The sequence below is a fragment of the Nostoc sp. CCY0012 genome, from assembly GCF_963920855.1.
Lineage (GTDB): Bacteria > Cyanobacteriota > Cyanobacteriia > Cyanobacteriales > Nostocaceae > Cyanocohniella.
Genome location: NZ_CAWUDM010000008.1, coordinates 51,181 through 68,526, shown reverse-complemented (window position 1 = coordinate 68,526; position 17,346 = coordinate 51,181). Strand labels below are relative to the sequence as shown.

Below are 17,346 nucleotides of genomic sequence, written 5' to 3'. Positions count from 1 at the left end.
TTATATTTCTATATCTGGGTGGATTTATGCTGTTATTTTTTTCGCAATAATGAAAAAAAATGAATTGTTTGACCAGAACGGCAGATTGATTGTCATTGATCCAATAGCTTTCTTTTGTCGTTTAAATCTTAAAACTTATGCGATCACAACGTTTCACCTTACAAAAAATCCTCCCTTTATCACTAATTCTGCTTTTTGTTCCTCTGACATCCTGCCGAGTAGAACAAGAACAAGCAGCTCGCTTACCTGATATAGAAGTAGAGCCTGGAAGGTTACCAGAGTACGATATTCAAGGACCTGATGTAAACGTTGGAGTAACGGAGCGCACAGTCACAGTGCCTAAAGTCGTTGTGGTACAGGAAGAGGAAACCATTAAAGTTCCTTTCATTGATGTTGATGTACCCGGAGCAGAGCGTCAGGAGCGTACGATAACGGTTGAAGCAGAGGTACCCTCTGGTGGTTACAATCTTGAAATTCAAGATATCTATACGGTCAACAACCAACTGTGGGTGGTTTCTCGACTTGAAGAGGAAAATCCAAATGCGCCACAGGCAGCAGTACGTGTGTCTGATCGCATTGTCATCAATGCTCCAGATATGCCAGTACGCCACTACATTATTGGAGAGCGTCCTAGGAGTAGCTTTAACGAACAGTACACATTCATTGACAGCCAGCAGCAGATTGCCTCTCAACTAGAGTCAGGAAGGCAGCTATATGGACAACAGCAACAGACTGGTAGCTAAGGTAAATCAGCTTTACCTCTCTTGTGAGAAACTTGTTGCTCCACCTGTAAAAGGGGTTTTTGTAACAATTGTGCAGCACTTACGCTATGGCTGAAAGAGTTACCAGTAAAGAGTTTCAGCCATATCTTCCCCACACATTTATTTGATTATCATTATTAAGTCTTCAGTATTAATTTTTCAGTTGTTGGTGCTTAACGTAACCACGCTTCCTGCAATCACTTTCCAGTTGTTTTCAAATAGCTTCCAAACCCTGAGATAGCGGAATTTGCCATCAATTTCTTGCCCTAAATAGTTTCCTTTGATCTCTACTGTGACAGCAACAACAACGTCGTCTGCAACCGTGTTTAGCATCAGATCGCTTGATTCAACTGTATGCAGGTTGATGTTTCCCGAATGGTAATTTTTTAGATCCATCGCTTTGGTTGCTGTTTCGCCACTAGGCCCGTTAAACAGAAGCTCATCGTGAAGCAGTTGATCCAAAAGTTCCACATTATTGGTTTTCATCGCTGAGAGGAGTTTTTTTTCGTTAGCGATTACCTGGGCTTTGTGGGTGGCATCCATGCTGTTTGTTGTTTGATTTGACCAAAGATGAGTTCATGGTACAGGGTGTAGAACCAGCCGATCAAGGGTAGCTAAACCATACCCGTAAAGAGCCATAACACTGCAACCATAAGCAAGTTTTATGTCTCAATGAAGGAATAAGACTTGTGGCGATTGCGATCGCTATTAAACTGCTGCTCGCTCGGTCAAAGTATCATATAAAACAAAGCTAGAAGGACGGGGCTTGTATCCCATTATTTTCTGTCAAAGTTGTGGTGTGCTATCAGTAGGGGTGTTATTTACTCCGTCAAAGTCGGGTTGAGGTATTGGTGGTGGTGTAGGGGTGGGAATTGGGGTTTGAGTAGGTGTTGTGGGTGTAGGTGTTTCCGTGGGGATGGGAACAGGAATGGGAATTGGGGTTTGGGTGGGTGTCGGCGTTTCTATGGGCGTTTCTGTCGGTGTTGGTGTGGGGATGACAGAAGTTTCTAATGCTACATTGAGGCTGTAATCGCTGTCAGTAATTTCTGGAACCAGAGTTAACTGAATTATATATCTACCAGTATCCGGCAATATTCCTTCATAGGTCGTTACTTGCTGGGCATTAGGATCAATCGGTTGTTGATTGGCATCTAAGACTGTTAATAAAACGCCATTTCCTTGCTCCATGAATGCCGTTAATGTGTCTCCTACTTGCCCAGAAAAGCTGTACTGGATGATTTGATTGGCTTTGATAGTATCATCCACAACGGTGCTGTTAGTGGGGCCAAATGTCAAGCGTCTACTCAAGATGACTGGTTCATCTGGTTGATCAACAGTAGGTGTAGGTGTAGGTTCAGGCGTAGGAGAAAATGTTTCCCCACCAGTCACCACTGGAGAAGGAAAATTTTGTGGTGTTTGGTCTGATGCTGTATCTGATTGATTACGAATAGAACTTACTAATGCCCAAGAACCAACTCCTGCTAAAATCACGACGGCGCTACCAATAGCCCCCAGTGCTAATGGATTATCTAAAACTGAGTTAGAGCGAATAGGGGGAATTACAGGATCAGGTTTATGGGGTGAACCTGGGGGTGATACTGGATCTGGACGACGACCCACGGCAATTGTTTGGATATTGGAGACTTGGGGAGTTGGTATACTGGGTTGGTCCATAGCTTGCAATGCTTGAGCGACATCAGCAGCACTAGCATAGCGATCGCTCGGTAGATGATTTAACATCCGATTTAAAACATGGGCAAATTGGGGATTTACTCTGACCCATCTTTGCCAATTCCAAGTTAGTTGGGTGTCATCAAATAAATCAGGTGGTTCTTTACCCGTCAACAATACGATCCCTGTCACAGCTAGGGCATACAAGTCACTATTAGGATAAGCATGTCCGGCTTGCATTTGTTCACTGGGAGCATAGCCTAATTTGCCCACAGTGGTAATTGGTTCTTTACTATCTGGGGATTGTAGCCGTGTTGCTAATTCCTTCACTACTCCAAAGTCAATTAACACTGGCTTAGTATCGCTATTGCGTAAAATAATATTTTCTGGTGAGATATCCCGGTGAATAATTCCCCGACTATGAATATGCTCTAACACTGGCAGCAAAGAGCGAATCAACTGCAATACTTCTGCTTCGGTGAAAGTTTCACCAATAGCTAGGCGATCGCCTAACAAAGTACGGTAATTTTGACCTGCAACATAATCCTGCACTAAAAATAAGCGGTGGTCTTGCTCAAATCTTTCCCGAAACTGCGGTACTTGAGAATGCTCGATTTGATATAAAATTGAAGCCTCTCGCTGGAATAGTTCTTGTGCCTTCTCCCAAGTGTCAGCTGCCGTCGAGGGAATCAATTCTTTAATGGCACAAAGTTCGTTAAAGCGCCGTTGATCTTCTGCCAAATAGGTTCGACCAAATCCCCCTTGTCCAAGAATTTGAATTATGCGGTAACGGTTTTGCAGGATAGAACCAACTGTAATGGGTGCTTGCATGATTAATTAATTTAATATAATAGCAACTGGGTAGGAAGCAACTTACCAAGAATAAGTTTGGGCAGAGAAAATCAGAACTACCGTAATAGTACGTGCTAATTAAGTCTTCAAAGAATTATTTAACTCTATTTTTCCAATCTGCCATCCGTAAGTATGTGTGAGAAATTGCCGGAATATACGGTCAACAAAACCAACTGCCTACGGACGATTAATTTCAACCTTTTTTGGGGCGATTTGCGTCAAGAGCAGTCTCCATATCAACATCAACGCCAACATCTAGCACTACTGTATACCCTGAGCTATATCATCTCACGCCAGCTCAATTTGCCACATCTGAGAATTTTTTATGTAATTCACTATCAAAAACCTAGTCGGTTAGTTTATAATTTTGCAGCTAGTATCATAGAATATACAGCCGAGATTCAACTGTCCATGAAGAATTTATTCATGAGTGTTTGTACTTTCTCACTCCCAGTAAATATGAATTAAACCATGAATGGCTGACTTGCAGTTATAAATAAAACAGATGCCTGCAATCCTCTATCCCACCAAAATTTACGAGCTTTTGATTACTTAAATCCACTTAACTATGAGGCTAGCTCACAGACTTGATTTCAGTTCAGTTATCAATTTAATGGTTTTTCTACCACAGGGACTAAAAGATGACTTACAAATGATCATATTGAGAAATGTTTAAAGTTTTTATGAAAGCTTGAAGAAAACTTACAGATGTTTTTTTAGGCTATTTCAGTTAAATCTGCTAATTATCTAATGATACTATTGCCATGAATGCACATCGAGGGTCTGCTGTGCTTAGTTCTGCAAGTTTAAAGGTGCAACCAGCAGCCACGGGATTGACTGAAAATCATCGCCTGCGGCTATTTTCTGGCTCTGCCAATGTCCAACTGTCTCAAGAAGTTGCTCGTTATCTGGGCATGGACTTGGGGCCAATGATTCGCAAAAGATTCGCAGATGGAGAACTATACGTTCAAATTCAAGAGTCTATTAGAGGTTGTGATGTTTATCTCATCCAGCCTACTTGTCAACCTGTCAATGACCATTTGATGGAATTGATGATTATGGTTGATGCCTGTCGTCGGGCTTCTGCACGACAGATAACCGCAGTCATTCCTTATTATGGCTATGCTCGCGCTGATCGCAAAACGGCAGGGCGAGAGTCAATTACTGCCAAATTAGTAGCTAACCTGATTACTAAAGCCGGAGCTAGCCGCGTTCTGGCTATGGATTTGCACTCGGCGCAAATTCAAGGCTATTTCGATATACCGTTTGACCATGTTTACGGTTCACCAGTAATTTTAGATTATTTGGCCAGTAAACAACTGTCTGATATTGTGGTGGTTTCTCCCGATGTCGGCGGTGTTGCCAGAGCTAGAGCCTTTGCGAAAAAACTGAATGATGCGCCGTTGGCCATTATTGATAAACGTCGTCAGGCTCACAATGTTGCTGAAGTCTTGAATGTCATCGGTGATGTTAAAGGCAAAACGGCAATTTTGGTGGATGACATGATTGATACAGGTGGCACAATTACTGAAGGCGCACGCTTGCTACGTGAGGAAGGAGCCAGTCAGGTATATGCCTGTGCAACTCATGCCGTTTTCTCTCCTCCCGCGAAGGAACGTTTGTCCAGTGGCTGGTTTGAAGAAGTCATTGTCACTAATACGATTCCCATACCAGAACGCGATCGCTTTCCTCAATTAGTGGTTCTTTCGGTCGCTAATCTGTTAGGGGAAACCATCTGGCGCATCCACGAAGATACTTCAGTCAGTAGTATGTTCCGCTAGCCCAGAAAATACTGTTCTTCTAGTTACAATTTGGCATCAAAAAATATGAAGTATGAAGTATGAATTTTTTCAGCCTTCAGCCTTCATTTTTTATTAGATGTCAGTAACTCAATTTCTGTAACTACTCGTGCTAATTCTGCCACTAGCGGTGTGCTTCCCCTGTTGCTAAAAGCATCTACTAGGGCGCGATAATACCACAGCGTCCCTTCTCTACCGCCTTGAAAGCGTTGCCAAAGTGTTTCACCCAGCAAACGATAATCTTTGAGAATTGATTGGGCGTTGTAAAGTTTATCTGCTGCTGATACCAGTAACACTGAGGGGGAGGCGGTGGCAATGTGGGCAATATATGTCTCTTTGCGTTGTCGCCAAGGGGGTTTAGGTATGGTGTCGGCATCAGTACAACCATCAACAATGGCTGTGACATTTTCTCCAAAACGGCGACGAATTTCTGTCCGTGTGGCAGCCCCTCCTTGGTCTTCAATGGCATCATGAAGTAAAGCGGCGATCGCTTCATCTTCGTTGGCACCATATTCTAAAGCAATACTAGCAGCACCTAACAAGTGGGCGATGTAGGGAACCCCTGAACCTTTCCGTACCTGTTGTTGATGGAGTTGGGTAGCATATTTCAACGCTGCGGTAAATCGTTCTGAGAGCATGATATTTTTCCCAGGAAATTCCAAAAATTAAACAACAGCTGTAGTGGGGGAAATACCCGTTAGGATCATGCCTGTTTGGGTGTGTTGCGGTTCACCGAGCATGACAATAGAGCAAGTGAGTTGTCCTGCTAACTGAGTTGTGACATCGCTAATAGTTAACCCACTAGGATTTGTGCGATTACGTGTAAAAGGTAACACCACTAAATCATATAATCGTGCTGCCTGGAGAATTGCCTGGGCCACATTTTCATGAGCGATGATTTGAATTTCTGGGGGATTGGACACAGCTAAATTAGATACCAATCGGGTGAGATGCGATCGCCTGGCTGCGATTTTACTCGAACTAGTGCGGCGATCGCACACATTCAGCACCGTCACTTGGGCTTGATTGGCTTCTGCCAACATTTGGGCAAATTGTACGGGTTGCAGTGTTGATGCTGTTAAATTTTCCAATGGTACTAAAATACGTTGAAATTTTTTCGGTGAGTCCATCAGACGTGTCACCGCCACTGGACAATGAGCTGTCCACAATACGTTATCAATCACATTGCCAAATAAACGCGCTCTTAAACCAGTGCGTTTTCCCCAACCCATGACAATCAAACCTGCCTTTTGTTCACGAGCCGCCCTGCTAATTCCTGGAGCAAAAGCATCATCAATTCGCAGTAATGGTTCTGCTTCTACTCCCAGTACGCGACTTTGGGCTGTGGCTTTAGCCAATAACCGCTCACTTCGGCGCAGAGAAGCTTCTAACTGTGGTGCATCCATATGAGCAGCCGCAGTAGCGATCGCTAGCGGTACAATGCGGCCATGTGCTTGCTGTGCTAATAAAGCCGCCATTTCCATTAAATACTGCTGAGTTTGCGGATTGTAAATAGGTACAACTATCGTCCAAGAACTTTGTTTGGTTGCGGTGTTCTGATCAGATAAATTTGGGGTGGCTACTTCTGTTACTGGTGTAGAAGTCAAAGCCACAGCTATGCGACTGGTAATTAATGGCCCTACGATTGAGGTGACAAGCATTAAAACAAAGATACTGTTTAATACTTGTATTGGCAGTAACCCAGCTTGATATCCCACTAAAGCGGCGGCTAAAGTTGTACCTACTTGGGGTATCGATAGCGACCACATAGTCAGCATTTCCTGCCAGTTGTAGCGATAAACTAGTTTTGCCAAGAATGCGGCGATGAATTTACTGGCAATTAAACCAACTACAATCAACAACGTTAACTGGAGGGTGGTAATGCTGGTAATCAAAGCAGGTACATCAATAATTAAGCCAAAGTTAACAAAGAAAATGGGAATAAATAAGACGCTGCCCACAAATACCACTTTTTCTTTAACTGGCCCTTCACCCACGGCTTCATTAACTGCTAAACCTGCTAGGAAAGCGCCAAAAATTTTGTCGATTTCCATGAATTGAGCACCCACCACAGCCAGAAAAACGGTCAGTAACACAAATAAAAATTTGTTGCCTTCGTCATCCCCCGAACGCCGAAAAAATTCTTTACCCGCCCAATCAAATCCTACCAAAATGATGATGGAGTAAATACTTAACCAAGTTAATAAACTGAGTAGCCCAGTCCCACTAAATGCTTCATCCTGAGGTGTGGCTACACAAACAGCTAATACTAACAGGGCGCTCAGATTGGTAAAAATTGCCGCTCCTAGACTAACGGTGACAGCTTCATTATTGACTACTCCCAGACGACTGATAATGGGATATGCCAAAAGAGTATAGGAAGCTAACAAAGAGCCAATTAAAATTGAAGTATTCCAGCCAAAGTCAAAAAACTTTCCTATTAAGGTGCCAACAATCAGGGGAAGAATAAATGTCAAGCTACCAAATCCCCAGGAGCGTTTTCTCTGGCGGTGAAAATGCTTGATTTCAACTTCTAAACCTGCTACAAACACCAAATAAACTAAGCCAATATCGGATAGCAGGCTAATTAGTGGCGATTCTGTATCTAATAGATTCCAGCCTGATGGGCCCAGTACTACCCCAGCAAAGACCAAACCCACTAATCCTGGTAGTCTCAGTCGCTCAAACAGGATGGGTACAACGAAAATAACCAACAGCAACACAGCAAAGGTGACAATTGGTTCCTTGCCAAGAACTTGAGAAGTTGGTTCCCAAGCAAGAACTTGTAAAATGAGTTCCATAGGTTGGACTTTAAGGGGCGACGGTGAAGCTGTGATTACCTTGGAGGCAATCAACTAAACCACGAGCAATAAATGTAAAAGCCACCCTGACAAAAAATGCAAAAGCTGTATTTACACTACTTAGGTAATTGTGCAAGAACTAACTACCTAAGGATGGATTTGACTCAATATAAACCGCAAGCGATCGTAGTCGTCTTTCAACAACAAGCTGAGGGTGCGTCCAGCTTGAATTAGCCATTGTCGGTCAGTTTTGCGTAACTGGTAGACATTACGGATAGCTGCTGCGGCTAATGACTCCACTGGCGCCCCATTTACAGAAAGTAGTGTCCGCAAAAAATCTAATCCTTCAGTGAATTTGATGATTGCCTCTGGTTCACATCGATAAACAGCCTGATGGATTTGCGGTGGACGGGGTGGTAGATACTGATATATTCCTTGGTTATAGCCTAGAGTATGGGACGGTTGCTCAAATCCCACGATGGCAGCCCGAAATTCCGTTTTGAGCATGGCAAATATTTGGGGTTGTTCTTCGCGTAAATCTTGTAATGACAATCCCAAAGCCACGGCCCTGTGTACAGAATCTATGGGCATGGTCGTGGCATAGTACACCACAGCATAAATTTGATTGCCTGACTCTTCATCGACAGAACAGACCCAACTACCAAAAGGTGGCATGGGGGGGAAACTCAAGTCTTCGGGTTCCAAGCACTGGGCCAAAAATTCCGTAGAAGTAGTCTCGATCACCTCCGCAATGTGGTTAGGGTGGCGATCGCCTGTGGCAAACTGTGGTAAAGGTAGGCGCATCGTAGTTATGAGTTCTGAGTCACTATTTCTTAGTCATTAGTCTTGATACTCATGACTGATGACTAATCTATTTTCCTTTTTTGCGTCCGGCTGTCAGTTCTACAGCTTCCAACTCTGACAGGCGAAAGGTAATTAATTTATCCCAGTTACCGCCTTCAAATAATACAGCTACCTTGCCATCACTCACGCGTTGTACAAGTCCTTCGGAGCGATAATAGGTATCTGCGGGATTTTTAACGCGAACTGTTGCTCCAGGCAGAATCATCATGTTTAGCCTCGCTGGTTTACTGTTAATAGCTTAATACTTATCATTAATCCCTAATCAAAAGTCTAGGGTTCTTTACCACTTTAGCTTTGACTCAATAATAGTGCTTTTGTCGTTGCCGAAAATTTGCTACCGATTCTACTATTCCTAACGCCAGGAAATTAGTCAGCATAGCTGAACGCCCGTAACTCATCCAAGGTAGGGGAATACCAGCTACAGGGGCTAAACCCACTGTCATCCCCACGTTCACAAGTAACTGAAACACGATCATTGATAAAACACCAATGGCCAACAATGAGCCAAAATTATCTTTAGCAGTTTGAGCTATTCGCAACAAACGAAAGCAAATCAAGCAGAAAGTCAATAGCACGACCAAACAACCAACAAAACCAAATTCTTCGCCCACGGCGGAGAAAATGAAGTCTGTATGCTGTTCAGGCACAAAATTTAGTTGGGTCATCGGGCCTTTAAACAAACCCCATCCCCAAATTTCCCCAGCACCAATGGCTATACGAGACTGATGCTGGTGATAGCCCACACCCAAGATATCGTATCCCGGTTTGAGAAATACCGTGAGGCGGTCTTTTTGATAATCTCTCAATATATGGTTCCAGGCAAAAACTCCTAATTCGCCACCTAAAAGGTTAAGAGCCGATGCACCAATACCATTCAGGGCAAATTTCCGCCCAGGGAGAGTTAACCAACCAATAATCCCCATAGCAACTATCCAAACTAACCCTAAAACACTCAAAGATAGTTCATCAAATAAAACTATTGGTTCAGATAAAGGCCAAGTGATACTAAAGAGAATGGCGGAAATTACTGGTGAAATCATCAATATGAGCCAGCCTGGATTAGCATTTGCCCAGTACAGCATTCCTAAGACGATGGCACCAAATACCAAGGATGTGGCCAAATCTGGCTGTAAAAAGATCAATGCCCAAGGAAGAGCCGTAACAGCCAACGCGCGAAACACATTTGGCAGGGTGGAAGCTGTGCGTTTGTGTAATACAGCCGCCAAGGTGATAATTATGCCCACTTTGGCAAATTCCGATGGTTGCACATTAAAGCTACCAATAGTAATCCATCGCTGTGCGCCTTTGGCGCTAGTACCAATGATCATCACAGCAATGAGGCTGAGGTTGGTCAGTGCGTATGTGAACCAATGCCATTGAATTAAATTTTCATACCGACTACGTGCTATCAGCAGCGAGAGGACAACGCCAATACCAGCCATCAACCAGTGCCACCACCAGTCAGCAACCGGTTGTGTGAGTTCCGTACTGAAGATCATCAGGCCACCAAACATACTGACACCAAAAGTCAGAAAAAATAGTAGCCAATCCATTTGTTGCCAAGGCTTGAACCAATACTGCCTGCGACTTTTGGGGACTGAACGTTTTAATAACATTGTGTGACGTGTAATTTTAGACTTTAGCTATTTGAGGTTAATTTTAATGACTACAGCTTGACTATATTAATAATCTGTATTCCTAGGTTATGGCCTAGGAATCAGACAAAAATTCAAAATTTATTATGTCAGGGCAGCAACTGATACCTTACCTGCGATGTTGAGAGCGATCGCAGTTAGTGCTTTTGCCGAAGCTGAATCGGGATCAGCCACAACTATAGGCACACCGCTATCACCGCCAAATCTCGTAGCAATTTCCAGGGGGATACAACCGAGTAAAGGCACTCCCAACTCTGATGCTGTCTTGGAACCACCACCAGAACCAAAGATGTCATACTGTTTATCTGGCATATCCGGGGGAATAAAGTAACTCATGTTTTCTACTATTCCCAAAACAGGTACGTTCAGCTGCTGGAACATTTTCAGTCCCTTGCGTGAATCTAACAATGCTACTGTTTGCGGTGTAGTCACAATTACTGCCCCAGACATGGGTACTGCCTGAGTTAAAGTTAACTGAGCATCGCCTGTTCCCGGTGGCATATCCACAATTAAATAATCTAGCTCTCCCCAGTCCACCTGATAGAGAAACTGGCGAATCACACCATTGAGCATGGGCCCCCGCCAAATCACTGGCTGATCTCGGTCAATCAAAAAGCCCATTGAGACTAATTTGACACCATGATTAAAGGCAGGTTCTAAAACTTCACCTTGTTCTGTGGAACGCACCACAATTTGAGCATCAGCTAAACCCAGCATGGTGGGATCATTGGGCCCATAAATATCGGCATCCAGTAATCCGACTTTCGCCCCAGTTTTCGCTAAAGCTACGGCTACATTCACTGCCACCGTACTTTTACCTACACCCCCCTTGCCGCTGGAAACAGCCAGAATATTTTTTACACCAGTAATGCCACTGCGATCGGGCAAGCTTTTTTGCTGTGGTGTTTCCGCTGTTACTTCTATGCTTACCTCTGTAACTCCAGGTAGCTTTTTAACAGCTTTCTCACAATCTTCAACGATAAATTCACGTAAAGGACAAGCAGGTGTAGTCAAGACCAAAGTAAAGTTCACCTTACCTTGATCAATTTTGACGTTGCGAATCATATTCAGTTCTACCAAACTCTTACGGAGTTCTGGGTCTTGCACTGGTCGCAACACTTCTAAGACAGAGCGGGCATCGAGGACATCGTACATATTGTGTTCACTGTTACCGTAGTAACAAAATTTAAGAAAATTTTATTATGTTCTACTTACGATCTTAACTTTCTTTGGGGAGTAGAGAGAAGAGGCAGGGGGGCAGGGTGCAGGGCGCAGGGGGGAGACTCATATCTTGCACCTTTACGTACAACCCCAGGTAAAGTAAAAAGATGCACGATAAACACACCTCACTTTTATAGGATTTTGTGGCTAAATCAGGGCTTTCGCTCTTTTACTAAGTAATAAAATTACATCGATTTTTCTTGGTGCAAGATGTGAGGAGATACTTCTGGCTATGACCAAAATTTTCCCTATTGCCTCTGTTCTAAAAATCAAAACAACTATCGTTGAGGGATTTTTTCTTACCTGATACCCCTGGTAACGCGGCCTGTTCTACAGCATCAACTAGGGAACGCGCGACACGATCTGCATATGGGCGCGATAATGACCAAATTAAAGGCGATAACCAACCCCGTAAAGTGACGGAATAAGATAAACAGGTACCACAAACTGTAGACTCTACTTTGTAGGTCACTCGTTCTTCGAGTCCAGGAATTGCTAATATCCGGATACTTAACATTTCGTTAGGATTAACACGCTCCACAAAAATGCGGATGGGTATGGGTGAAAAGCGTGTGACCGCTTGGTAAATTAATCCGGGTTTAGGTACTAATCCGTAGGGGACGTTGGTACTTTTGAGCAGTGGATGCCAGGAAACATCTGTTAAGTCAACCACCTTGAGCCATAATTCATCTACAGAAGCCGAACTAATTTCTCGATACGTCCTTACCAAAGAAGCACAAAATCGACGACGCTTGCGGTGGATGAATTTGGATAACCAACCTCGCATTTGCCTAATCCTCCTAGCTACGCACTTGCTGGTAACTCTGGTAGTGCTTGTAGACTAGTTAACCAGAGTCTGGTAATGTCACCAGAATGTTTCCATCAAGAAGTACAAAAAAAACTCAGTCAATATACAAGCCTATACGCATTTGAGGGAAAATAACTTTAGTTATGCCCAGCAATTGTGTAAATCCTCAATAAGTAAGAGAAAAGCAGATTGGGCAGATTAAGCCAAATTATCGGCTCATATTGCCCACAAATGGATAAAATGGCAAATTTGTGGCTTTTTGAAAATTGTAATTTAGGTCCGGGAATCTATGTTGACTAACTCGCAAACACCGACTGTAGAAGCATCATCAAAGTCTTTGCCTGGTAATGACTCTCAGGCGAGGATCAGTCGGTTTATGAAACAACTACAAGATGAAATTACCCAAGGGTTAACAGAACTCGATGGTGTGGGTAAGTTTCAAGAAGATAGTTGGGAACGTCCAGAAGGAGGTGGCGGGCGATCGCGGGTGCTGCGTGATGGGGCAATCTTTGAACAAGCAGGTGTTAATTTTTCTGAAGTTTGGGGTGATCATTTACCGCCGTCGATTTTAGCCCAACGCCCAGAAGCAGACGGACACGGTTTTTATGCTACTGGTACTTCTTTGGTATTACACCCACGTAATCCTTATGTACCTACAGTGCATCTGAATTACCGTTATTTTGAAGCTGGCCCTGTATGGTGGTTTGGCGGTGGTGCTGATTTAACACCCTATTACCCTTTTGCTGAAGATGCGGCACATTTTCACAAAACATTCAAGCAAACTTGCGACAAACATCACCCAGATTATTACCCAGTGTTTAAGCGCTGGTGTGATGAATATTTTTACCTGAAGCATCGGGGCGAGACTAGGGGCGTTGGCGGTTTGTTTCTCGATTACCAAGATGGCCAGGGTCTGTTATATCGCGGCCCTGACCCCAATGGTGAGGCTGCTAGTTATAGCAACCAAGTGGGCGCACCAGAAACCCGCAGTTGGGAAGATTTGTTTGCGTTGGTACAAGACTGTGGTCAAGCATTTTTGCCCGCCTATGTGCCAATTGTCAAACGGCGACAGGAAATGGAATATGGCGATCGCCAACGCAATTTTCAACTTTACCGTCGGGGGAGATATGTAGAATTTAACTTGGTTTATGACAGAGGTACGATTTTTGGCCTGCAAACCAACGGTCGGACAGAATCTATTCTTATGTCTTTACCACCTTTGGTTCGGTGGGAATACGGGTATCAACCAGAACCAAATACTCCAGAAGCCGAGTTGTATGAAATTTTCCTAAAGCCCCAAGATTGGGTCAACTGGACACCCAGTACTTAAAAGGTACTCAGCATTGTTTTGGTGAGTTAAACTACTAAAGTAAGCACTTGAAAAAGTGACTTTTACTGATGTAGCTTGTTAAGCTCAAGTGTCAGTACCGGATAATTGTGTGACTGGTGAGTCAAGCAACTTACGCGATCGCTGGTAATTTGTCCGGTGATGTGAAAGTAAAAATTGCTTACAAAACGAGTTTTTTGGCTCACCAATCCCCAACTCAATTTAGATTAGTGTCACCGGGAGGCTTAGTGATTCAGATAGAACAGGCAACTTATACAACCCAAGACGGCAATACTGTGATTGTCTTAACACCCTCAGGCCGTCTAGACATCACCACAGCTTGGCAATTTCGCTTGAAGTTACAAGAGTGTATCTCCAAACTTAGTAGCCATGTAGTTGTGAATCTCGGTCAGGTAAATTTTATTGATAGTTCTGGTCTTACGTCTTTGGTGGCTGGGATGCGTGATGCTGATAAAGTTAAAGGCAGTTTCCGCATCTGTAATGTACATCCAGAAGCAAAACTTGTATTTGAAGTGACCATGATGGACACAGTATTTGAAATCTTTGAAACTGAGGAGGAAGCTTTAGAAGGTGTCCCTCGTAGCATGGCCAGTTAAAGCTGCTTTTATATTGATGCACAAAATTAGCTGTGTTATGCCACTAATACTGTTTTACCTTGGTGTAGCGATACGGGCCTAAAATTGCTCCCCAGGTTGCTTTTCCAGTATCCGCGTCAATTCCCTTATCGTAGCTATGAAATTCTGTTGATGTGGCTGCAAAACCTAGAGAAACTTGTATGCTTTGACCTTGATACGTAAAGCTGCAACAAGTATCTGGAAGTTGATGGGTAGCAAATTTATAGCTAGTGGGGGTGAGGGTTGTTTGGGTAACTGTGAGGATGCAGCCTGGTAATAAATCTAATTGATCCGGTGTTAATGTTTGGAGTAAATCAGGATTAACCCCTGCACCAATGAAAACACTTGGATCTTTGAACATATAATATTGTATCTCTAGGGGTGCATCATTAGAGCTACCAGGCCTCAACCGCATAATTCGTTGCCGATAAGGACGATCTAGGTTGACAATATTAGCTTGCTCGGCAAATAAGGTAATACTGTCTGCTGTAAATAAATCAACTGGTCTTTGCCAAAGACGCAGATGAACATACCAGGCTGGATCTGCTAAAGCTTGTTGTTGATTATTAAACTCACCAGCTAGATACTCACCTAGGGCAACTAATTTTGGCGAAAAACTCATAAATTATGATGCACATTCACATTTAATGATAATTTTTATTTAAATCTTTCGTAAAGATGGGTCAGACCCCTCATGCCATATACTTGCTGAAGTGAATGTTCGGAAACCTGAACTTGGCAAAGTAGCCTTTAAGCGAGAAAATAAGATCACATCTCCCTTAACATTTTCTTTGTGAATAACGTCCGTACTGTCTCTGATACAAAGCGAACTTTTTATTCGCTGCACACCCGGCCCATCAACACGATTTATCGTCGGGTGGTGGAAGAATTGATGGTAGAAATGCATCTACTATCAGTAAATAACGATTTTGCCTATAATCCCATTTATGCCTTGGGTGTTGTCACCACCTTTGACCGCTTCATGCAAGGCTATGAACCACAACGGGATCAAGAATCAATTTTTAATGCCCTGTGTCAAGGTGTAGAGCAAGAACCGCAACGCTACCGACAGGATGCTGAACGGTTACAAGCCTTAGCTAAAGATTTGCCAGTCAATGATTTAATTGCGTGGTTAAGCCAAACCAATCATTTAGATCGAGATGCTGACTTACAAGCACAGTTGCAGGCGATCGCTAATAATCCGCACTTTAAATACAGTCGCTTGTTTGCAGTGGGTTTATTTTCTTTATTGGAACAGTCAGATCCCGAATTAGTCAAGGATGAAAAGCAACGCCTGGAAGCGTTGAAAACCATTGCTAATGGCTTACATTTATCTGAAGAAAAACTCAGTAAGGATTTAGAACTATACAGTGCTAATTTAGAGAAAATGGCTCAAGCACTCATAGTAATGGCAGATATGCTGTCAGCTGATCGAAAAAAACGCGAACAGCGCCAACAACAAGCAGCTACCCCAGCTACTCCGCCAACAACTAACGAATAATGAATTACTACAAAAGTAATCGATATAATTCGTAATTTATAATCCGTAATTCGTAATCTTTCCCCTCATAAATTGAGGGGATTAATTCTAGGAACAAATTTTATTCCATCCCTCAAGAAACTAAAAATTAGAATTCTTTATTAATTACGAATTACGTTCGCGTAGCGTGCCGGAGGCTCTATTAGTAATTATTTAAACTCCTAATAATCTGTAGATTAGGCTGTTGACGATGGTGAGTGCAAAAGCCCCAAGTACAGCACTCCAGATGCCAAAACGTAAACGAAAACCCTCTACTAACCAAGCTGCAATACTAAAACAAACTACGGCAATCATAAATGTGAAAATGCCAGATAGGAAGTTGAAAGTCAACAAGTTTGGTACTGCAAATATCAGGCGTAAAATTGGTCTGATTACTGCTGTGACAATACCAAGAATGGCCGCAGAAAAAAAGGCTTTACTTGGCGTGTCTACTTCAACTCCTATAGGCAGCTTACTAATAATCAATAAGCTGATAGATGTTACTACCCAAACTATTAACAGCGTCACAATATTCATGCCACAACCCTTGAAACGCGAATGGTGATTGGCGGTAAATCCCTAAGCTTATCGATAAAAATCTTTGAAGCTTAACCAATTATTTATAAATTAACAGAGATTAGTACTCTAGCTTTTATTTATTCCGGATATCTTTAGGTTTAGATGCGAAGACAAGGGGATTTATCCTCTCCCCTTGTGCATCTAATTTACCTTGCAAGTTAGGGATTAGCTGTTTCAGGTGTTACAGGCGGCGCTGGAGGTGCGAAGTCGTTGGGTACAGGAGGAATTCCTGGAGCGATACCTTGACCGGGTGGTAGTTGATTGGGGTCAAAGGGCAAGTTGGGGTTAAAATCATTCATGCCGGGAACTGGTGCAGGTACTTCGCCAGGATTAATGGGTAAAGGCAGATTTGGTGAGCCTGTGGGAATTTGAGATGGGCCGGGGATAATTCCCAAGGATACGCGATCGCCTCCCACTTGCCGCATCAAGTCTAATACCTCAATCACATCATTGTAGGTGGCTGTGCGTGAAGCATTTAGCACCAAAATGCCATTGGGATTAGCTTGGAGATATTGGCTTAATCCTTGAGCCAATTGTTCTCGTCTGACAAGCTGTTTTTCTATGTAAGTATTGCCGACTGCATCAATAGTGACAATTAGAGTAGCACTTTGGGAAGCGACCCCACCAACTGTACTGGTACTAGCTTGGGGCAAATCAATATTGATGGCTTGTTGTCGAGTAAATTGCAAAGCTGCCAGCAAAAAAAATGTCAAGATGCAAAAAACGACATCAATTAAGGGAATGATTTGAATCTGTGCGTCTTCAACTGGAGTATGTAAATTAACTTTCATCGTCTCACGCTTATGCCGATTGGGGATTACTCAATTTTGGATTAACAGATTTTTTCATTTTCA

At 43.1% G+C, this 17,346-nt stretch carries 17 protein-coding genes; 5 read left to right on the top strand and 12 right to left on the bottom strand.

Annotated elements, in window-relative coordinates:
• Positions 1–137 precede the first annotated feature (137 nt).
• Complete coding sequence (locus ACM0OS_RS03620; RefSeq protein ID WP_414541786.1) at positions 138–743, top strand: hypothetical protein; 606 nt, start codon at positions 138–140, stop codon at positions 741–743.
• A gap of 177 nt (positions 744–920) precedes the next feature.
• Here ACM0OS_RS03620 and ACM0OS_RS03615 read toward each other — a convergent pair whose 3' ends face one another.
• Together ACM0OS_RS03615 and ACM0OS_RS03610 are read right to left on the bottom strand one after the other, a co-directional pair.
• Entirely contained in the window at positions 921–1,304 is a 384-nt protein-coding gene (locus tag ACM0OS_RS03615) for a nuclear transport factor 2 family protein (RefSeq protein WP_414541785.1), read from the bottom strand.
• Between the two features lie 243 nt (positions 1,305–1,547).
• Positions 1,548–3,263, bottom strand: a complete 1,716-nt coding sequence (locus ACM0OS_RS03610; protein WP_414541784.1) for a protein kinase domain-containing protein — start codon at positions 3,261–3,263, stop codon at positions 1,548–1,550.
• A 785-nt stretch (positions 3,264–4,048) separates the two neighbouring features.
• Between ACM0OS_RS03610 and ACM0OS_RS03605 the strand changes: the two genes are divergently transcribed.
• Complete coding sequence (locus ACM0OS_RS03605; RefSeq protein ID WP_414541783.1) at positions 4,049–5,065, top strand: ribose-phosphate pyrophosphokinase; 1,017 nt, start codon at positions 4,049–4,051, stop codon at positions 5,063–5,065.
• An 83-nt stretch (positions 5,066–5,148) separates the two neighbouring features.
• Here ACM0OS_RS03605 and ACM0OS_RS03600 read toward each other — a convergent pair whose 3' ends face one another.
• From ACM0OS_RS03600 to ACM0OS_RS03570, 7 genes are all read right to left on the bottom strand, one after another.
• Complete coding sequence (locus ACM0OS_RS03600; protein WP_414541782.1) at positions 5,149–5,721, bottom strand: HD domain-containing protein; 573 nt, start codon at positions 5,719–5,721, stop codon at positions 5,149–5,151.
• A 27-nt stretch (positions 5,722–5,748) separates the two neighbouring features.
• Positions 5,749–7,884, bottom strand: coding sequence for a cation:proton antiporter (locus ACM0OS_RS03595; RefSeq protein WP_414541781.1), 2,136 nt, complete (start codon positions 7,882–7,884; stop codon positions 5,749–5,751).
• A 147-nt stretch (positions 7,885–8,031) separates the two neighbouring features.
• On the bottom strand, positions 8,032–8,688 hold the full coding sequence (locus tag ACM0OS_RS03590) for an HAS-barrel domain-containing protein (RefSeq protein ID WP_414541780.1): 657 nt from the start codon (positions 8,686–8,688) through the stop codon (positions 8,032–8,034).
• A gap of 67 nt (positions 8,689–8,755) precedes the next feature.
• Positions 8,756–8,953, bottom strand: a complete 198-nt coding sequence (locus tag ACM0OS_RS03585; RefSeq protein WP_414541822.1) for an NAD(P)H dehydrogenase subunit NdhS — start codon at positions 8,951–8,953, stop codon at positions 8,756–8,758.
• A gap of 94 nt (positions 8,954–9,047) precedes the next feature.
• On the bottom strand, positions 9,048–10,364 hold the full coding sequence (rodA, locus tag ACM0OS_RS03580) for a rod shape-determining protein RodA (protein WP_414541779.1): 1,317 nt from the start codon (positions 10,362–10,364) through the stop codon (positions 9,048–9,050).
• 123 nt (positions 10,365–10,487) lie between these two features.
• Positions 10,488–11,558 (bottom strand): Mrp/NBP35 family ATP-binding protein, encoded by a 1,071-nt coding sequence (locus ACM0OS_RS03575; protein ID WP_414541778.1) that lies wholly within the window; start codon positions 11,556–11,558, stop codon positions 10,488–10,490.
• Between the two features lie 328 nt (positions 11,559–11,886).
• Entirely contained in the window at positions 11,887–12,411 is a 525-nt protein-coding gene (locus tag ACM0OS_RS03570) for an SRPBCC family protein (RefSeq protein WP_414541777.1), read from the bottom strand.
• Positions 12,412–12,721: 310 nt separating this feature from the next.
• On the opposite strand from ACM0OS_RS03570, the gene hemF reads away from it, so the two are divergent.
• Complete coding sequence (gene hemF, locus ACM0OS_RS03565) at positions 12,722–13,762, top strand: oxygen-dependent coproporphyrinogen oxidase (RefSeq protein WP_414541776.1); 1,041 nt, start codon at positions 12,722–12,724, stop codon at positions 13,760–13,762.
• Positions 13,763–14,007: 245 nt separating this feature from the next.
• Positions 14,008–14,376 (top strand): STAS domain-containing protein, encoded by a 369-nt coding sequence (locus ACM0OS_RS03560; RefSeq protein ID WP_414541821.1) that lies wholly within the window; start codon positions 14,008–14,010, stop codon positions 14,374–14,376.
• A gap of 43 nt (positions 14,377–14,419) precedes the next feature.
• On the opposite strand, the gene ACM0OS_RS03555 is transcribed toward ACM0OS_RS03560, so the two are convergent.
• Positions 14,420–15,016, bottom strand: coding sequence for a chromophore lyase CpcT/CpeT (locus ACM0OS_RS03555; RefSeq protein WP_414541775.1), 597 nt, complete (start codon positions 15,014–15,016; stop codon positions 14,420–14,422).
• Between the two features lie 171 nt (positions 15,017–15,187).
• Between ACM0OS_RS03555 and psb29 the strand changes: the two genes are divergently transcribed.
• Positions 15,188–15,895, top strand: a complete 708-nt coding sequence (gene psb29, locus ACM0OS_RS03550; RefSeq protein WP_414541774.1) for a photosystem II biogenesis protein Psp29 — start codon at positions 15,188–15,190, stop codon at positions 15,893–15,895.
• 192 nt (positions 15,896–16,087) lie between these two features.
• Here the strand turns inward: psb29 and ACM0OS_RS03545 are convergent, their stop codons facing one another.
• Positions 16,088–16,450, bottom strand: coding sequence for a phage holin family protein (locus ACM0OS_RS03545; protein ID WP_414541773.1), 363 nt, complete (start codon positions 16,448–16,450; stop codon positions 16,088–16,090).
• A 200-nt stretch (positions 16,451–16,650) separates the two neighbouring features.
• Positions 16,651–17,283 carry a biopolymer transporter ExbD gene (locus ACM0OS_RS03540; protein WP_414541772.1) on the bottom strand — a complete coding sequence of 211 codons (633 nt, stop codon included), beginning with the start codon at positions 17,281–17,283 and terminating at the stop codon, positions 16,651–16,653.
• Between the last annotated feature and the right edge of the window lie 63 nt (positions 17,284–17,346).